Below are 17,793 nucleotides of genomic sequence, written 5' to 3'. Positions count from 1 at the left end.
GGGCCTTTCCGTTCGACTTGCATGTGTTAAGCACGCCGCCAGCGTTCATCCTGAGCCAGGATCAAACTCTCCACAAAAGTTTCAGCAAGAAACAAGGCCGTGAAAAGCCCGAAACCCAACCAAAAACCAACCACCCAACACCACCACAACGCAGTGATGCTGAACTGGCAAAAAATTTCCAAAAATTACAAGGTTCAACAACGACCGACCCCTAACCCGACGGGGCACAACAGGGCCGATCAAAAAATACGCGAGTTGAAAAGCATGTCAACCACACCCCCGCGCACTGAACCAAACAGATGACGCGATCCATCAATGGAATTCAACCACGCCACCACCGGCACACACCCAACAACAGCAGGCATCCACCACGCAGTGCACAAACAAGGGCAGGCAACACACACCCACGCAACAAAAGTACATTGGCACACTATCGAGTTCTCAAACAACACCAGCACACCCAACACCAACCCACACACAGTGAGCCAGCATCCAAGCGACTGAAGGAATCCACCAGCGATTGTTTTCCTGCCCGCCACACAAACCGGAGCACCTTGTCGGTCTCTCCAGCGGGGCGTTGTCGGTCTCGCTGACTCGATATAAGTTACACACCCCCCAGCAACAACACAAACCCCCAGCTAGAAACGTGTTTTAGACGCGTTCTACATGCGCCCCAAGCGCGTTGAGTTGCTCCACAAACGCCGGGTAGCCGCGGTCGATGTGGTGCACCCCGTGCACCGTGGTCTCCCCTTCCGCCACCAGGCCGGCAAGCACCAGGCCAGCGCCGGCGCGGATGTCGGATGACCAGACATCGGTGGAAGAAAGCGTGTCCACGCCGCGCAGCATCACGTGGTGGCCGTCGACCGTCGCGTCCGCGCCGAGGCGAAGCATCTCGTCCACAAAGCGGAACCGCGCCTCGAAGACGTTCTCGGTAATGACCGAAACGCCGTCGGCGATGGTGGACAGCGCAATTGCCATCGGCTGCAGGTCGGTGGGGAATCCGGGGTACGGCAGGGTTTGGTAGTCCACGGCGCGGGGGCGCTGGTTCATGCGTACGCGGAAGCCGTTGTCGTAGGTCTCGATGTCTGCACCCGCCAGCTTCAGCTTGGACAGCGCGAGGTGAAGATGGCCGGGGGCCGCGCCGGTGACCGTGATATCGCCCTGGGTCATGGCCGCCGCGTACGCCCACGTGCCGGCGACGATGCGGTCGCCCACCACCGTGTGCTCCGTGGGGGACAACGCATCGACCCCGTCGACCGTAATCTGCGAGGTACCCGCGCCCTCGATCCGCGCCCCCATGGCGTTGAGCATCGAGCACAGGTCGACGACCTCCGGCTCGCGCGCGGCGTTATCCAGCACCGTCCGGCCATCGGCGAGGACCGCCGCGGTGACAATGTTTTCCGTGGCGCCGACGGACGGAAAATCTAGTTTGATCGACGCGCCGGTGAGCTTCTCAGCCCGGGCGACCACGGCCCCGTGCTCGATGTGGGTGGTCGCGCCCAGTTTCTCCAGGCCAGACTGGTGCATGTCTAGGGGGCGTGACCCGATCGCGTCGCCACCCGGCAGGGCCACGTGTGCCTCGGTGCACCGCGCAACCAAGGGGCCGAGCACCGCCACAGAAGCGCGGAACTGGCGCACGGCGTCAAAGTCAGCGTGCGGGGAAACCACCGCGGGGGTGTGAATCCGGACGACATCGCCCTCGATCTCCACCTCGCACCCCAGGCCGACCAAAACGTCGCGCATGAGGGGAACATCCAAGATCTGGGGGCAATTGCGCAGTGTGGTGGTGCCTTCGGCCAACAGTGACGCCGCCATGAGTTTGAGCACGCTGTTCTTTGCGCCGTCGACTCGAACTTCACCCGTCAGCCGGGCGCCACCTGTTACCAAGAACCGTTCTTTCACGTCCGCCACAGTACAGAACCGTGAGGGACGTCGATAAGCAACTGCTTACGGCAGCGCGCCGATGCGGCGGGCCGCGTTGACCGCCTCGTAGCGGGTGTGCGCGCCGAGCTTTCGCATGACGCTGCGCAGGTAGGACTTGACGGTCTCGGCGCCGATGCCCATCTCGGCGGCGGCCTCGACGTTGGTGTGGCCGAGTGCCACGCACGCGAGGACGTCGAGCTCGCGTGCAGAGAGCTTGGTGGTCTGCTTCACCGTGACCGGGGACACCAGCTGCTCGCACAGCTGCTCCAATTCCTTGCGCAGCGCCTCGTCCTCCACGCGGTTGGTCAGCATGCGCAGCTTCGAGTGCGTCGCACGCACCTGTTCCCACTCGGCGCCGTTCATCGAGCGGCCAGCCTTTGAACCCGCGCGCTCTGGGCCGTCAGAGGAGCGGAACGCCGCGTTGACCGCAAGCTCCTGCTCGAGGGTGCGCGCGGTCATGGCCACCTCTTCGATGACCTTGTCACCCAGCCGCACCGGGGAATGCACGCCCACGTAGAGCACGCCCCGGATCTCGCGCTGCACGATCACCGGAACGGCGACGATGGAGTGCAACCCCTCGTCTTGGATCTGCTGGTCGTACTCGTGGGAGATCACGGACGCGCGGGTGTAATCGGCGATGCCCACCGCCCGGCGCGTGGACACGACGCGCCCGCCCACGCCGGCACCTTCCGCGATCGTCAGGTTCTGCAGCGCCGGGGTGCGGAGGCCGATCCACTGCGTGATCTGGATCCGGTCATCCGCCAAGAGGGTGCCGTACATGGCGACCGGAATCCCGGTTGCGGTCTTCAACGCGGTCAGTGCCGCACGGATCGCGTCATCGTCGTCCTTGATGCGCTGCGCATCCATCGTCATACGTGCCGCCTTCCACCGTTTTCGGGTGCACCCGTGGGGGGCACACAAGGAGCCGAACAGGACTCGGAAACAGTACAAGCATATCGCGCGAACGGGGGTAGCCAAACTTAACCCCGCTGGGCAGACACGGCTCGAGACGATGAGCAGTCCCGGCGCCACCACCCTCATGAACTACCCGGTACGGCACAAGTGAACCATCCAGTCTAGTCGGCCGTGTAAGCTGTGCTACGGACACGACAAAATCCACGAAACCCCAGGAGGGGATCACAATGGCAAAGATTGCAAGCAACGTATTGGATCTCATCGGCGGCACCCCGCTGGTAGAGCTGACGGACATCACCGAGGCACACGGCGCGAAGGCCCGCGTGCTGGCAAAGCTGGAGTTTTACAACCCGGCCAACTCCGTGAAGGACCGCATTGGTAAGGCCATCGTCGAGGCCGCAGAGGCCTCCGGCGATCTGAAGCCCGGCGGCACCATCATCGAGGCAACCTCCGGCAACACCGGCATCGCCCTCGCCCTCGCGGGCGCAGCCAAGGGCTACAAGGTCATCCTCACCATGCCGGAGACGATGTCCAACGAGCGCCGCGTGCTGCTGCGCGCCTACGGTGCAGAAATCGTGCTCACCCCGGGTGCGGCCGGCATGAAGGGCGCCGTGGAGAAGGCCAACGAGCTGGTTGAGCAGAACGAGGGCGCGATCCTGGCCCGCCAGTTTGAGAACGAGGCCAACCCGAAGATCCACTACGCCACCACCGGCCCGGAGATCTGGAACGACACCGACGGCCAGGTCGACATCCTGGTGGCCGGCGTGGGCACCGGTGGCACCATCTCCGGCGCGGGCAAGTACCTCAAGGAGCAAAACCCCGACTTCAAGGCCATCGCCGTTGAGCCGGCGGCGTCCCCGCTGCTGTCCAAGGGCGAGGCTGGCCCGCACAAGATCCAGGGCCTGGGCGCAAACTTCGTGCCGGGCACGCTCGACCGCAACATCGTGGACGAGATCATCGCCGTGACCAACGAGGACGCGGTCGCAACCTCCCGCGAGCTCGCGGTCAAGGACGCGATCCTCGGCGGCATCTCCACCGGCGCCAACATCAAGGCGGCCCTGGAGGTCGCGTCCCGTCCCGAGAACGAGGGCAAGACCATCGTCACCATCGCGTGCGACTTCGGTGAGCGCTACGTCTCCACCGTGCTCTACGAGGACATCCGCGACTAGCGGCTGCTAATCGACGAGCTGACGCTCCCCCACGCCCCGGCAAACGCCGGACGCGTGGGGGAATGTTTATCCCCGCCCAGAATGGGCATCTGGGTACACTTCGCCCCATGCTTTCCCTGGCTACAAAGGTCATCTCCACCGTGCGCGAGGATCTGGAAAACGCGCGCGAGCACGATCCGGCCGCTCGCGGCGACGTAGAGAATGCCATCGTGTATTCGGGCTTGCACGCCATCTGGGTGCACCGCATCTGCCACGCCATGTGGGAGCGCGATATTAAGGGACCCGCGCGCATGCTGGCGCAGTTCAACCGCTTCCTCACCGGCATTGAAATCCACCCGGGGGCGACGATCGGCCGCCGCTTCTTCATCGACCACGGCATGGGCATCGTCATCGGTGAGACCGCAGAGATCGGCGACGGCGTGATGCTCTACCACGGGGTCACCCTTGGCGGTCAGGTGCTCACGCAGACCAAGCGCCACCCCACGATCGGGGACAACGTCACTATCGGCGCGGGGGCGAAGGTGCTAGGGCCAGTGACCATCGGTGCCGGCTCCGCCGTCGGCGCGAACGCGGTGGTGACCAAGGACGTGCCGGAAAACTCCATCGCGGTTGGTATTCCCGCAAAGTTCCGCCCCCGCAAGACGGACGAGCACGTTCGGTTGGTGGACCCGGACTGCTACGTGGATACGGGCAGCTACATCATTTAGGCCAGCAGGTCCCGGTAGGACGGGTTCTGGTCGATGAAGCGCTCCACCGCGGGGCACGTCGGGGTGACCTTGAGGCCGTCCGCGCGTGCGTCGTCGAGCGCCGCCTGGATCAGCGGCTTGGACAACCCCTGGCCGCGGAACTTCGGGTCTACCACGGTGTGGGGCAGGTCGCGCACGCCGTCCGCGTCGGCGTAGGTGGCGAAGCCGGCAACCTCGTCGTCGACGAGGATTTCGTACTGTCCGGCTGCTTCGTTCTTTTGCACGGAAAATTCAGGCTGTACAGACATGCGGACGACTATATGCGAAACCCCTTCCGCTTTGGTGCGGAAGGGGTTTCGCAGGTGTGTGGCCAGAGCCAGGATCGAACTGGCGACCCCACACTTTTCAGGCGTGTGCTCTACCGACTGAGCTATCTGGCCAGAACTACTCGTTTTCCAAGCAATTCAGCGACCCTGACGGGACTTGAACCCGCGACCTCCGCCGTGACAGGGCGGCGCGCTAACCAACTGCGCCACAGGGCCATATTCTCTTTTTTCGTGTCCGCTCCAGCGCGTTTCACACTGTTGCTTGCACGAGTTGTTACATTACACAGACCCGTCACACTGCTACAAATCGCCTGCGTAGGAAAGGTAACGCCCCGTTTCGGAGCCCGTGTCCGCGTGCCGCGCGACGATGTCGCGCACCGTCCCCGTGGCCACCACCTGCCCACCCGCGGAGCCCGCCCCCGGGCCGAGGTCGATGACATAGTCGGCGCGCGAAACCAGCGCGAGGTTGTGCTCGACGACGATGACGGCCGCTCCGTTATCCACGAGCCTGTCGAACAAGTCCACCAGACGCGCGGTGCCGGTGAGGTGCAGGCCGTTGGTGGGCTCGTCCAGCGCGTACGCCGGCGCCGGCTTCTTCAGGCTTGCCTATGTCCCGAAGCGCGGTGAGCAGGCCGTTGAGGCGGTCAATATCTGCGGCGTGCAGGCCCGCGGGGGCTTGTCGAAGACGTAGGTGGCGCCGCTAAGTGCGGAGCCCAAGTGGCGGATCATCTTCACGCGCTGCGCGTACGGACGCCGCCTGCGACGCCACGCGCGGGGCGTCCACGCGCTCAGACCACTCCGCGAGATCCGCCGCTTCCATCGCACGCAGCTCGGCGATGCTCTTGCCGTTGATCTTCGACTCAAACGCGTGCTGCGCCAGCCGGGAGCCGCTGTAATCGGGGCAATCCACCTGTGCCACGGCGCGGTCCACGATGGCATCGTGGGCATCAGGCAAAGGAGTATTCACGAGAGGCAGGCGTAGCGCCGTCGCAAAGCAAAAAGCTCGAGGCGAACCTCGAGCAAAGAGCGACCCTGACGGGACTTGAACCCGCGACCTCCGCCGTGACAGGGCGGCGCGCTAACCAACTGCGCCACAGGGCCGTACCCCCAACGGGATTCGAACCCGTGTTGCCGCCGTGAAAGGGCGGAGTCCTAGGCCTCTAGACGATGGGGGCGCTGCATGACAGCTTGCTCAGCATACGACAGGGCTGCTGCAGCGACCAAATGAGCACTACAGGGGCCATTGCCATTGCACGCCGAGGCATTATCCCGGGAGGATGAGCAGGCTGACCGCCATGACGGCCATGCCAGCGATGAGGCCGTACACGGCGGTGTGGTGCTTGCCGGTCTGCATCGCCGTAGGCAGCAGCTTGTCCAGGCTGACGTACACCATGATGCCGGCGATAGCCGCATAGGCGACGCCGAGCGTTGCGGGGCCTAGGAACGGACGCAGCAGGAGGAAGCCGATGAGGGCGCCCAGCGGCTCGGCGAGACCCGACAGGGTTGCCCAGCCGGCCGCCTTCCACTTGGAACCGGTTGCCTCCCGCAGCGGCACCGCAACCGCCACGCCTTCCGGAATGTTGTGGATGGCGATGGCGATCGCGATGGGCAGGCCGAGTGTCGGGTCTTCGAGTGCCGAGATGAATGACGCGAAACCCTCCGGGAAGTTGTGCACGGCGATGGCCAGGCCGGTGACCACACCGATGTTGCCCATGGCATTCGCGCCCGAGTGGTCCTCGTGCGGGTTGATGTTCTCCGGCACGAAACGGTCAATCAGGGCGATGACCGCGATGCCGGCGAAAAAGGCGACGGTCCCCCACAGCTGGCCGCGCATCCCATCGTCGGTGAGCGTGTCGCTGCCCTGCGGCAGGAGCTCCACCATCGAGATATACACCATCACGCCGGCCGAAAAACCCAGGGAGGCGGCGAGGAATCTGTCACTGGGATTGCGCTTCAGGGCTACCAAAAGGCCCCCTACCCCCGTAGCCAAACCCGCAAACATCGATAGGCCAAACGCCACCGCAACAGCTGAGAAACCCAGCGCTTCCATGTCCATAAAAGGCAATCTAGTCTGCCGCCGCGCGAGCTCCGCCCAGAGGCACGTATATTCCCCCAGCATGGCTCCGATACTTCCCACAGTGTGTGCGTACTTCCGCGGGTTCTCTTAAATCTTCCTCGCGCAGAACGCGCCGAGCGGGTTGCTGGTCGTCTGCGCGATGGCGCTGAGCAGCTGGCATTTGCCGCGGCACTGCATGTCGACGGCACCTCCCGCGGCCTCATGGGATACAACCGCGCCCTCGTTGGGGCTGCAGCCGCCGCCTCATGCGCGCCGCTGCACATTGCGGCCGCCCTCACCGTAGCGGGCGCTGCCGCGGTGATTCCTCTGCAGCAAGTCTTTGACCGCGTCCCCCGCATTCCCGCCGTCACAGCCCCCTTTTGCATTGTTGCGGGGCTCCTTTTCGGCCCGCTGGGAAATCTGTGGGAAACGACCTCTCCGGTCTCATCATCACAGCTGAGTCCCGGTCTCACCAGCGGCCTTTTCGACGGTTTTTCCGAGGTGGTCCTGGCAGACGGAATTGTGCCCGGGCTGATCATCCTCACCGCCCTATGCGTCGCGTCCGTGCAGGTCGGCGGGTTCGCGTTATTAGGCAGCGCGCTCGGTTTGGCGCTCGCGTGGGCGGTGCACGCAGACGTGGAAACCGTCTCCACCGGCATGTTCAATTACTCGGCGGTTTTGGCCGCCATTGCGGTGGGGACGGTGCTTTGGCCGCGCGCCAGCTGGGCGGCGCGTCTTGCTGGTGCTGCAGCGGGCGTGGTGCTCACCCTGTGTATCCAATGGGCGATGTCGGGTCTGCCCGTCCCCACGTACACGTGGCCGTTTGTCATCACCGCGTGGATTTTCGCGCTGCTTCCTACCCCCGCCGAGGCCAAGCGGGGATAGCTCGCACCCGGCTTACTGCTGCTTAGCGGGCGGGCGGCCGATTGCGGCGGAGACCGGCTTGCCCCACTTCACCAGATCCTGGGTCATGTCGTCGTGGGGGATCTGGGCCTCGATCAGCACCGGGCGGCGGGTGTTCGCGCGTGCGACGCGGAGCGCGTCGCGAAGCTCGCCCGCGGTGGTGGCGGTGATCCCTACGCCTTCGCCGTCCTCGGCGTTGAACGCCTTGACCAGGGCCGCGTAGTCCCAGTTCTTGTAGTAGTTGTACGGCCCCTCGTGGAGAGCAGACTCGATGACGTAGCCCGTGTTGTTCACCACGATGACGGTGATGTTGTCCTCGTAGCGGATCATGTTGCACACCTCTTGCGCGGTGAGCTGGAAGGAACCGTCGCCGACCATGAGGATGGTGTGGTGGTCCTGGCCCTTGGCCACTGCGTAGCCGTGCGAGGACGGCACGGACCAGCCGATGGCACCCCACTGCATCTCAATTTCAAAACCGGCGTCGGCGGGCAGCTGCATGTGCAGGCCGTTGAACCAGGAGTCGCCGGTCTCGGCGAACAGGGTGGACTTGCCGTCGATCAACTCGTTGATCTGGTGCACCATCTCAGCACGGGTGAGCTGCGCCGAGTCATCAGCAGGGGTGTATTCGGCCTGCTGCCCGGTGACGTCGTCGCGGTTGTACTGGTCGATCGTTGCGGTGTTGCGCTCCACCTTGTCGACGAGCGCCTCGAGCACCGCCGCAATGGGCAGGCCGGTGTACGTGGCCTCGGGTGTGGTCACGCCGTTTTCGGCGATCGCGATATAGCCGCTATCCGACGGCACGGTGGTGGTCCACCCCACCGTGGAATAGTCGGTGAACATTGGACCCGCCGCGAGCACGCAATCGGCGAGGTCCACCATGGCCTCAACGCCCGGCGCGGAGGAGGTGCCCAAGTAGTGCCCGATGTACTGCGGGTGGTCTTCGGGGAAGAAGCTTTTCGCGTTCGGCTGCACAGCCACGGCGCATCCGATTGCCTCCGCCACCCGCCGAAACGCCTCGACGGCACCGTACGGACGCAGATGCGGTCCAGCCAGCAGGAGCGGCTTCTCCGCGGCGTTGAGCTGGGCCGCAATCTCCGTGGCGGCCTTCTCCACCGCCTCGCGGTCGTAACCGACCTCCCACGCCCGCTCGAACCGTGCCGGCTGGGGCTCAGGGCATTCGGCGTCCGCCAGATTGGACGCGATTTCGATGTAGCAGGGCTTGGACTCGCGCAGGGCGGTGGCGATGGCGTCGTCGATCTTTGCCGGGGCCTCCTCCGCGGTGAGGATGCGCACCGTCTTGCAGGTCACCGGGCGGAACATTTCCTCTTGGTAGGAGTAGTCCGTGGTGCCGATGGTGTGGTGCAGGAAACGCCCCGAGGCCTCGTCGTTGGTGTTGTAGCCTGCGGAGATGAAGATCATGGGCAGGCGCTCCGCGTAGGCGCCGGCGACACCGTTCAGCGCGGAGAACGCCCCGACGTTGAAGGTGATCACGCATGCGGATGCGCCGTTCGCGCGGGCGTAGCCCTCGGCCGCGTAGGCGGCGTTGAGCTCGTTGGTGCAGCTCATCATCTGCAGATTCTCGTTTTTGAGCAGCTCGTCCAAAAGCTGCAGGTTGTAGTCGCCCGGGACCTGGAAGTAGTGCTCCAGGCCGATCTGCTCCAAGCGGGTTGCCAGGTAGTGGCCGACGGTAGTTGCCATGGTTCGCCTTTCCTCAACGGTGGGTGGGATACCAACGGTAGGCGCAAGTTACTTTGATAGCACCATAATCTCGGCGACCGCCAGCCCGGGGTGTGACGCACAAAACAAACCCCCGCTGCAGTGCGCAGCGGGGGTTAGCGGTGGGCCCTCCGGGGCTCGAACCCGGGACCTGCGGATTAAAAGTCCGTAGCTCTACCAACTGAGCTAAAGGCCCGCAGGGTTTCATGGTAACCCTCGAGGCCGTCAGCCCGGTAATCGGGTCGGAGTTTAGCCCTCCTTCATCATCGTGCCGGTCTTCTCCATGCGGATGTGGAAGTCGAAGGCGTGGCGCAGGTCGTGCGGGGTTGCCTGGTACTTGCACTTGGAGGCGAGCTCGACATACTCCTCCAGCAGCGGGCGGTAAGACGGGTGCGCGATGGAGATCATCTTCGCGGGACGGTCGCGCGGGGCGAGGCCGCGCAGGTCCGCCACGCCGTACTCGGTGATGAAGACCATGGCGTCGTGCTCGTTGTGGTCGATGTGGGACGCGAACGGCACGATGGCAGAGATGGCGCCGTCCTTCGCCACCGACGGGGAGATGAACGTCGAAATGTAGGCGTTGCGGGTGAAGTCGCCGGAGCCGCCCAAGGCGTTCATCAAACGGGAGCCGTTGATGTGGGTGGAGTTGGCGTTGCCGTAAATGTCCGCCTCGATCATGCCGTTGGAGGCGATCAAGCCGGTGCGGCGGATGACTTCGGGGTGGTTGGAGATGGACTGCGGGCGCAGGATGATGGACTCGCGGTAGCGCGACGCCTCCCGGTTCATCTTCTCCGCGTACTCCGGCGACAGGGAGAAAGAGGTGGCGGAGGCGACGGTCATCTTGCCCGCGTCGATGAGGTCGACCATGCCATCCTGGATCACCTCGGTGTAGGCCTGGATATTTTCAAACTTGGACTCCATCAGGCCCGCCATTACCGCGTTGGGCACGTTGCCCACGCCGGACTGCATGACGTAGCCGTCGTAGGTAAGTCGGCCGGCCTTGACCTCGTTTTCCAGGAAGTCGAGAAAGTTGCCCGCGATCTGCTCGGAAACCTCGTCCGGCGCCTTGAACGGGGCGTTGCGGTCCGGGTCATTCGTCTCAATGACGGCGACGACCTTATCCGGGTCGATCTCGATGTAGGTGGCGCCGATGCGGTCCCCGCACTTGGTGATCGGGATCGGGACGCGGTTCGGCAGCGGCGGCACGGTCCAGATGTCGTGCATGCCTTCGAGCTCCTCGGACTGCCACGAATTCACCTCAATGATGATCTTCTTGGCCGCGTTGAGGAACTCGACGGAGTTGCCTACGGACGACGACGGCACAATGTTGCCGTCGTCGGTGATGCGCACGGCTTCCACGATGGCCAAGTCGACCTCGCCGAAGAAGCCCTCCTCCACCATCATGCCGGAGTGGGACAGGTGGATGTCCTGGAACTTCAGCTCGCCGGCGTTGATCTTGTTCCGCATGGTCGGGTCCGACTGGTACGGCATGCGGTAACGCAGCGCGTTGGCCTCCGCGAGCACGCCGTCGCACTCCGGCGCGGTGGAGGCACCGGTGTACATGTCGATGGAGAAATCCTGCCCCTTCTCATGTGCGGCCTTCGCCTTCTGCGCAATCGCGGCGGGCATGGCCTTGGGGTAGCCGGCGCCAGTGAAGCCGGAGGTGCCGACCTTGTCGCCGTGGTTGACAAACTGGGCCGCTTCCTCGGCGGTCATAACCTTGTCGCGCAGCTTGGCGCTTGCGATGCGATCGCTCATGATGCTCCCTCAAATCGTTCGCGTGAACTGATAACAGCGACCACCATATTGTGACCTACGCCCCATGGCTACGAGGAGGGCGGAGCTCGTCGCAAAGCTACAGCTTAACGACGGCCCCATACCCCCGAACGGGCGTAGCGCCGCCGATTGGACGGGAGGCGTGCTGCGCGGGAAGAATGGGCGTCATTATGACTGCAGTTGCCCCCGCCCTAACGATCGGCGGCATTGACCTGAGCTCCCCCGTCATCCTCGCACCGATGGCCGGGGTGACCAACATGCCGTTTCGCGTGCTGTGCCGGGAGATTGAAGAGGAACTCACCGGCACCTCCTCAGGCCTGTACGTCTGCGAGATGATCACCGCGCGGGCGATGGTGGCCCGCAACCCGAAGACGCTGCACATGACCAGCTTTGCCGAGGTGGAGACGCCGCGCTCGATGCAGTTGTACACCGTGGACCCAAAGTTCACCTACGAGGCGGTGCGCATGATCGTGGAGGAAGACATCGCCGACCACGTGGACATGAACTTCGGCTGCCCGGTGCCCAAGGTGACGCGTAAGGGCGGCGGCTGCGCCATCCCATACAAGCGCCGCCTCTACGGCAACATCGTGGACGCTGCGGTGCGCGCCGCGGAGGGCTCCGGCATCCCGATCACGGTGAAGTTCCGCATCGGCATCGACGACGAGCACCAGACGCACCTGGACGCGGGGCGGATCGCCGCCGAATCCGGCGCGGCCGCCGTCGCCCTGCACGCACGCACGGGCGCGGAGCGCTACTCCGGGGAGGCCCACTGGGATGAAATCGCCCGGTTGGTTGAGCACATGGACGGCACAGGCGTGCCTGTCATCGGCAACGGCGACATTTTCGCCGCCGACGACGCCGCGAAGATGATGGAGCTCACCGGCTGCCACGGCGTTGAGGTGGGGCGCGGGTGCCTGGGCCGCCCGTGGCTGTTCGCCCAGCTGGGCGCTCAGCTGCGTGGCGAGGACATCCCGCCGGAGCCGACGCTCGGCGAGGTCGCACGAATCATCTACCGCCACGCGGAGCTTTTGGCGCAGCACGACGGCGAGGAGCACGCGTGCCGCGACATCCGCAAGCACACCGGGTGGTACTTGCGCGGCTTCCCGGTCGGTGGCGAGTTCCGCAAGTCCCTGGCGCAGGTGACCAGTCTGGCCGAACTGCGCGAGCGCCTAGCCCCGATTGCCGGCTCCAACGAGATGGCGGAGCACGCCGACGACGCTCGCGGACGCCAAGGCTCCGCCGGCAAGATCGCACTGCCCGAGGGCTGGCTGGAGGACCCGGAAGACGACACCGTGCCGGAGGGCGCGGAGATTGAGAATAGCGGTGGATAGGTCCGGGTCCCCGCGGAGCATCAAACGCATGCTGCGCACTGAGTACAGGGAGCACCTCGAGGCGTTTAACCAGGACGTTCTTGAGATGTGCGACACCGTGCGCGAGATCATGGGCCACGCCACCGCCGCGCTGCTGGAGCGGTCCTTGGAAGACGCCGAGGCCGCGCTCACGGAGGCGGACTCGCTGAAAGACATCAGTGAGCGCTGCGAGGACCGCAGCATGCGTCTGTTGGCGCTACAGAACCCCGTCGCCTCGGACCTCCGCCAGGTCGTGTCCGCGATCTACATCGTGGAAAGCTTCGAGCGCATGGGGTCGCTCGCGCGAAACATCGCGCTGCTGTCCCGGCAGCGCCACCCCCACCCCGTGTACCCGGAGGCCCTGCACGGCTACGTCGAGGAACTTGCCCGCCTCGTCTACGAGATGGGTGCGACGACCCGCCAGCTCCTCGTCGAGCCCGACGCCGACGTTGCCGTGGAACTGCACACCATCGACGAGGGCGTCGACGACATGAAGGCTTACCTGTTCAGCCTGGTCTCGGACCGGGAGTGGGAGTACTCCACCCGCGAGGCCGTGGACCTATCCATGCTGGCGCGCTACTACGAGCGCTACGCGGACCGCTGCGTCAGCGTTGCCAGCCGCACGGTTTTCCTGATCACGGGGCTCAAGCCCGAGGCGTACCTCCGCCAGCGCGACGAGGTGGATCACGACCCGGAGCAGAAGTTCGCCACCATCGAGCGGAAATTCCGCACGCGCGGCTGACGGGATGCTCTAGCCGAAGCGGCCGGAGATGTAGTCTTCGGTCTCTTTCTGCTCCGGGTTTTCGAAGATGGTGGTGGTGTCGTTGAACTCCACCAGGTGGCCCGGCTTGCCGGTGGCCTCGAGGGAGAAGAACGCGGTCTTGTCGGACACACGGGCTGCCTGCTGCATGTTGTGCGTCACGATGACGATGGTGAAGTCGTTCTTCAGCTCGTGGATGAGGTCCTCCACTGCGAGGGTGGAGATCGGGTCCAGGGCGGAGCACGGCTCGTCCATCAGGAGCACCTCGGGGCGCACCGCGATGGCGCGGGCGATGCACAGGCGCTGCTGCTGACCGCCGGAGAGGCCGCCGCCCGGCTTGTCCAGGCGGTCCTTGACCTCGTCCCACAGGTTCGCGCCGCGCAGGGACTGCTCCGCGACCTCCTTGAGCTTCTTCTTGTCCTTTTCACCGGAGAGGCGCAGGCCCGCGACCACGTTGTCCTCGATGGACATGGTCGGGAACGGGTTGGCCTTCTGGAACACCATGCCGATGGTGTTGCGCACGGCAACCGGGTCGACGTCCTTGCCATAAATGTCGTGGCCGTCGAGCAGGATCTCGCCCTTCACGGACGCGTTCGGGATGACCTCGTGCATGCGGTTGAGGGTGCGCAGCACGGTGGACTTGCCGCAGCCCGACGGGCCGATGAAGGCCGTGACGGACTTCGCCGGGATCTGCATGTTGACGTTCTGCACGGCGTGGAAGTCGCCGTAGTAGATGTTGACGTCGTTGAGTTCGAGCTTGGTAGACATCTGGGATTCTCCTGGGTGGGGTGGGTACGCGGGTGGGTTACTTCTTGACCGAGTAGCGCTTCGCCACAAAGCGTGCGAGCAGGTTCAGAGTGACAACGAGGATCACGAGCGTCAGCGCCGCGCCCCAGAGTCGGTCGTTTGCCGGGCCGGTAGCACCGGACTTCCACATATCCAGCATGAACAGCGGCAGCGAGGACTGCGGCTTGTCAAACATGTTGAACCAGTTAGTGGTCGGCGTGGAGCCGACGAGGATGAGCACCGGGGCGGACTCGCCCATCACGCGGGCGATGGCGAGCATGACACCGGTGATGATGCCGGACAGCGCCGTCGGCAGCACGATGCGCACGATGGTCTTCCACTTGGGCACGCCCAGCGCGTAGGACGCCTCGCGCAGGTCCATGGGCACCACGCGCAGCATCTCCTCGGTGTTGCGCACCACGACCGGGATCATGAGCAGGATCAGCGACAGGGACACCGCGAACCCGGAGCGCTGCTGGCCCAGGATGGTGATCCACAGGGCGTAGACGAACAGCGCCGCGACGATGGAGGGCACGCCGGAGAGGATGTCCACCATGAAGGTGGTCAGCTTGCCCAGCTTGTTGCCGTTGGAGTACTCCACCAGGTAGATCGCGGTGAAGATGCCGATCGGGATGGAGATCAGCGACGCGATGAGCGTCTGCATGATGGTGCCGGCAATGGCGTGCAGTGCGCCGCCGCCCGGCTTGGAGGAGCGCACGCCAACCATGTCTTCGGTCCACCAGGCCGGGTCGAGCACGGCGCCCATGCCGCGCGAGACCACCGTGACCAGCAGCCACACAAGCGGAATCAGGGCGATGATCATGCACAGCCACATGAGGCCGCCCATGATGGAGTTGGTGGTCTTGCGGCCGGAGGCGATGTCCGTGAACGGGTTGTCGCCGCCGCGCGAGGAGCGGGTGGACGGAGCGGGCTGCTGGGTGGCTACCTGGGAGGAGCCGTTGTTCGGTACTGCAGTAGACATTTCTACCTTCCGCTCCTTACTTGTTGACGATCGCGCGGGCGATCGAGTTGACGATGAAGGTGAGCAAGAACAGCACCAGGCCGGCGGCGATGTAGGCACCCGCGGAGACCGGGTTGTTGAACTCCGCCGCGGCGTTGGCGATCGCGGTTGCGAAGGTGGTGCCGCCGTCGAACAGGGAGCCGCGGAACTCGTTCGCCGGTGCGACGGCCATGTACAGCGCCATGGTTTCGCCCAGTGCGCGGCCCAGGCCCAGCATGGAGCCCGCGATGAAGCCCGACAAACCGAACGGGATTACGGTCATGCGGATAACTTCCCAGCGGGTCGCGCCCAGGGCGAGTGCGGACTCGATCTGGCCGGGAGGGGTCTGCACGAAGATCTCTCGCGCGGTCGCGGCGATGATCGGCAGAATCATGATGGCCAGCACGATGCCGCCGGTCATCATGTTGCGGGCCGTGGAGAACGGCGGGGAGTTCTGGTAGGAGGCGAACAGGAAGAAGTCGCCGCCCCAGCTGTTAACCCAGCTGTAAAAGTCGCCCAACAGCGGGCCGAGCACCTGCGCGCCCCACAGGCCGTACACGATGGACGGCACGGCGGCCAGCATGTCCACCAGCGTGCCGAGCGGACGCACCAGGTTTGGCGGGCAGTAGTTGGACAAGAACAGCGCCACACCGAGCGCGATGGGCATTGCGATGACGAGCGCGATCACCGAAATGGTCACCGTGGAGAAGAACAGGTTCGGGATACCGAACTGCATCGCATCCAGGTTGGACGTCTGCCACTGGCCGCCGTAGGTGAAGAAGCCCGCCAGGCCACCGTCGTTGCGCATCAAGGGCGGTAGCGCCTGGATGAGCAGGAAGATGCCGATAGCCGCGACCAGCACGGTAATCAGGGTTGCGGAGGCAGTGGAGAGGAACTCGAAGACGCGGTCGCCCGGGCGCTTCACGCCAGCGCCGTTGCTGGCATCCCCCGCGATCGGCGTGTTCTCGGTCGCGGGATCTTGGCCTTTGCGCACCGGGGCGCCCGTGGAGTCTTGAATTACAGGATCGGTCTTGGTCGCGGGCCCTGCGCCGCGGTCGTCGTGCTCGGAAGCCGGCAGTTCGTTGTCAGCCATGTGCTCGAATCCTTCGAAGATGAAACGTTGTGGTCGGCGGCGCAAGCGGGTTCCCACCGCTTCTCCGCATAGAGAGACCCCCCGCGATCGGAATCAGTGGGGGGTCTATCTGCCTCCGACGGCCCTAGACCGCGGAGACCGGGTTCCAGAGTGTCTTACTGGATGGCGTTGATCGCCTCGCGCAGGCGATCAGCGTGTGCGCCCTTGACCGGGATGAAGCCCTCGTCGGCGAGCTCCTCGTCCTGGCTGTCCAGTGCGACGTTCAGGAAGTCCTTGACCATGTTGGAGGTCTCCTCGTCGTAGCCGGCGGAGCAGACGATCTCGTAGGTGGTCAGCACCAGCGGGTACGCACCCTCGGTGTCGGTGGTGAACAGCTTCTCGGAGTCGACGACCATGTCGTGGCCCTCGGTGGTGAACTCCAGGTTATCCAGAGTCTTTTCCACGGCCTCTTCGGTCAGCTCGACCGGGCCGTTGCCAAAGTCGATGTTGGCCGTCTTGTCAGCGAAGCCAGCCTCAACGTAGGTGATTGCACCGTCGGTTGCGTTGACCTCCTGTGCCACACCGGAGGAGCCGTTCGCGCCGGTGCCCACAGCGTTCGGGAACGCCTTGCCGGTGGACTCCCACTTGCCGTCGGAGGCGGCAGCCAGGAACTTCTGGAAGTTGTCGGAGGTGCCGGACTCGTCGGAGCGGTAGAAGACGTTGATCGGGGTGTCCGGGAGCTCGACACCCTCGTTGTTCTCAGCGATCTTCGGGTCGTTCCAGGTGGTGATGACACCCTGGAAGATCTCGACGATGTTGTCGACGGTCAGGTTCAGCTCGTCCACGCCGTCCAGGTTGTAGGCGATGGCAACCGGGCCGATGACGAACGGCAGGTGCCAAGCCTCGTTGCCGCCGCAGCGGTCAGCAGCAGCCTGGATCTGGTCGTCCTTCAGCGGGGAGTCGGAGCCAGCGAACACAGCCTGGTTAGCAATGAAGTTCTTCTGGCCAGCACCGGAGCCGGACGGGGTGTACGCGAGCTGCGCACCCGGAACCTCGGATGCGTAGACGGACGCGAAGTAGTCCATCGCGTTCTGCTGGGACGATGCGCCCTCAGCAACCAGGGTGCCTTCCTGGCCGGTCAGCTCGTACTCGCCAGAGTTCTGGTCGTCGTTGTTGTCGTTGTTCTCGTCGGAGGAGGCAGCCTCGGTCGCAGACTCGGCAGTGGTGGACTCTGCGTTGTCGTCGGAGTCGCCACAAGCGACGAGGGAAGCGGAAGATACTGCAACGACGCCGGCGATTGCGGCGGTGCGCTTGAAGTTACGGATCACGGGATACCTTTCCGGTACAAACAGGTCA

The 17,793-nt window shown here is 64.6% G+C and carries 16 protein-coding genes, 5 tRNA genes, 1 rRNA gene and 1 pseudogene; 5 read left to right on the top strand and 18 right to left on the bottom strand.

Translation table 11 applies throughout. From position 1 onward, the window contains the following. From HF989_RS07685 to ramA, 3 genes are all read right to left on the bottom strand, one after another. A 16S ribosomal RNA gene (locus HF989_RS07685) occupies positions 1 to 77 on the bottom strand; the annotation flags it as partial. A gap of 574 nt (positions 78 to 651) precedes the next feature. After that, on the bottom strand, positions 652 to 1,902 hold the full coding sequence (gene murA, locus HF989_RS07680; protein WP_168685354.1) for a UDP-N-acetylglucosamine 1-carboxyvinyltransferase: 1,251 nt from the start codon (positions 1,900 to 1,902) through the stop codon (positions 652 to 654). 45 nt (positions 1,903 to 1,947) lie between these two features. After that, positions 1,948 to 2,790 (bottom strand): acetate metabolism transcriptional regulator RamA, encoded by an 843-nt coding sequence (gene ramA / locus HF989_RS07675; protein WP_168685366.1) that lies wholly within the window; start codon positions 2,788 to 2,790, stop codon positions 1,948 to 1,950. 275 nt (positions 2,791 to 3,065) lie between these two features. Here ramA and cysK point away from each other — a divergent pair, with 275 nt between their 5' ends. Both cysK and epsC read left to right on the top strand, forming a co-directional pair. After that, positions 3,066 to 4,007, top strand: a complete 942-nt coding sequence (cysK, locus tag HF989_RS07670) for a cysteine synthase A (RefSeq protein WP_168685353.1) — start codon at positions 3,066 to 3,068, stop codon at positions 4,005 to 4,007. A 107-nt stretch (positions 4,008 to 4,114) separates the two neighbouring features. Next, entirely contained in the window at positions 4,115 to 4,714 is a 600-nt protein-coding gene (gene epsC / locus HF989_RS07665; protein WP_168685352.1) for a serine O-acetyltransferase EpsC, read from the top strand. On the opposite strand, the gene HF989_RS07660 is transcribed toward epsC, so the two are convergent. The 8 genes and pseudogenes from HF989_RS07660 to zupT form a co-directional block, all read right to left on the bottom strand. Beyond that, on the bottom strand, positions 4,711 to 5,001 hold the full coding sequence (locus tag HF989_RS07660) for a GNAT family N-acetyltransferase (RefSeq protein ID WP_168685351.1): 291 nt from the start codon (positions 4,999 to 5,001) through the stop codon (positions 4,711 to 4,713). The genes epsC and HF989_RS07660 overlap by 4 nt on opposite strands. 59 nt (positions 5,002 to 5,060) lie before the next feature. Beyond that, a tRNA-Phe gene (locus tag HF989_RS07655) sits at positions 5,061 to 5,133 on the bottom strand. Positions 5,134 to 5,161: 28 nt separating this feature from the next. Continuing rightward, positions 5,162 to 5,235, bottom strand: a tRNA-Asp gene (locus tag HF989_RS07650). A gap of 84 nt (positions 5,236 to 5,319) precedes the next feature. Beyond that, complete coding sequence (locus HF989_RS07645; protein WP_168685350.1) at positions 5,320 to 5,544, bottom strand: hypothetical protein; 225 nt, start codon at positions 5,542 to 5,544, stop codon at positions 5,320 to 5,322. 91 nt (positions 5,545 to 5,635) lie between these two features. Next, positions 5,636 to 5,860 (bottom strand): annotated as a pseudogene (locus HF989_RS10935) (hypothetical protein); the annotation flags it as partial. 186 nt (positions 5,861 to 6,046) lie between these two features. Next, positions 6,047 to 6,120 (bottom strand) — tRNA-Asp (locus HF989_RS07635). 1 nt (position 6,121) lies between these two features. After that, positions 6,122 to 6,194, bottom strand: a tRNA-Glu gene (locus HF989_RS07630). Positions 6,195 to 6,283: 89 nt separating this feature from the next. After that, positions 6,284 to 7,069, bottom strand: coding sequence for a zinc transporter ZupT (gene zupT, locus HF989_RS07625; RefSeq protein WP_168685364.1), 786 nt, complete (start codon positions 7,067 to 7,069; stop codon positions 6,284 to 6,286). A gap of 90 nt (positions 7,070 to 7,159) precedes the next feature. On the opposite strand from zupT, the gene HF989_RS07620 reads away from it, so the two are divergent. Next, entirely contained in the window at positions 7,160 to 7,960 is an 801-nt protein-coding gene (locus HF989_RS07620) for an urea transporter (protein ID WP_168685348.1), read from the top strand. 12 nt (positions 7,961 to 7,972) lie between these two features. Here the strand turns inward: HF989_RS07620 and HF989_RS07615 are convergent, their stop codons facing one another. The 3 genes from HF989_RS07615 to scpC form a co-directional block, all read right to left on the bottom strand. After that, positions 7,973 to 9,676 (bottom strand): alpha-keto acid decarboxylase family protein, encoded by a 1,704-nt coding sequence (locus HF989_RS07615; RefSeq protein WP_168685346.1) that lies wholly within the window; start codon positions 9,674 to 9,676, stop codon positions 7,973 to 7,975. A 141-nt stretch (positions 9,677 to 9,817) separates the two neighbouring features. Beyond that, positions 9,818 to 9,890, bottom strand: a tRNA-Lys gene (locus HF989_RS07610). A gap of 53 nt (positions 9,891 to 9,943) precedes the next feature. Next, positions 9,944 to 11,452 (bottom strand): succinyl-CoA:acetate CoA-transferase ScpC, encoded by a 1,509-nt coding sequence (gene scpC / locus HF989_RS07605; RefSeq protein ID WP_168685344.1) that lies wholly within the window; start codon positions 11,450 to 11,452, stop codon positions 9,944 to 9,946. 188 nt (positions 11,453 to 11,640) lie between these two features. Between scpC and dusB the strand changes: the two genes are divergently transcribed. Then, entirely contained in the window at positions 11,641 to 12,801 is a 1,161-nt protein-coding gene (gene dusB, locus HF989_RS07600) for a tRNA dihydrouridine synthase DusB (protein ID WP_246233857.1), read from the top strand. 28 nt (positions 12,802 to 12,829) lie between these two features. Beyond that, positions 12,830 to 13,561 carry a phosphate signaling complex PhoU family protein gene (locus tag HF989_RS07595; protein WP_343033572.1) on the top strand — a complete coding sequence of 244 codons (732 nt, stop codon included), beginning with the start codon at positions 12,830 to 12,832 and terminating at the stop codon, positions 13,559 to 13,561. Between the two features lie 9 nt (positions 13,562 to 13,570). Here HF989_RS07595 and pstB read toward each other — a convergent pair whose 3' ends face one another. The 4 genes from pstB to pstS form a co-directional block, all read right to left on the bottom strand. Further along, positions 13,571 to 14,347, bottom strand: a complete 777-nt coding sequence (pstB, locus tag HF989_RS07590; protein WP_038612925.1) for a phosphate ABC transporter ATP-binding protein PstB — start codon at positions 14,345 to 14,347, stop codon at positions 13,571 to 13,573. Between the two features lie 37 nt (positions 14,348 to 14,384). After that, positions 14,385 to 15,212, bottom strand: a complete 828-nt coding sequence (pstA, locus tag HF989_RS07585) for a phosphate ABC transporter permease PstA (RefSeq protein WP_246233875.1) — start codon at positions 15,210 to 15,212, stop codon at positions 14,385 to 14,387. A 151-nt stretch (positions 15,213 to 15,363) separates the two neighbouring features. Beyond that, positions 15,364 to 16,458, bottom strand: a complete 1,095-nt coding sequence (gene pstC, locus HF989_RS07580) for a phosphate ABC transporter permease subunit PstC (RefSeq protein WP_168685338.1) — start codon at positions 16,456 to 16,458, stop codon at positions 15,364 to 15,366. A 155-nt stretch (positions 16,459 to 16,613) separates the two neighbouring features. Further along, positions 16,614 to 17,765 carry a phosphate ABC transporter substrate-binding protein PstS gene (gene pstS / locus HF989_RS07575; RefSeq protein WP_168685336.1) on the bottom strand — a complete coding sequence of 384 codons (1,152 nt, stop codon included), beginning with the start codon at positions 17,763 to 17,765 and terminating at the stop codon, positions 16,614 to 16,616. Positions 17,766 to 17,793: the final 28 nt, after the last annotated feature.

The sequence above is a fragment of the Corynebacterium mucifaciens genome (assembly GCF_012396315.1).
Taxonomy (GTDB): Bacteria; Actinomycetota; Actinomycetes; order Mycobacteriales; family Mycobacteriaceae; genus Corynebacterium; species Corynebacterium mucifaciens.
This window is presented reverse-complemented; position numbering and strand designations above follow the sequence as displayed.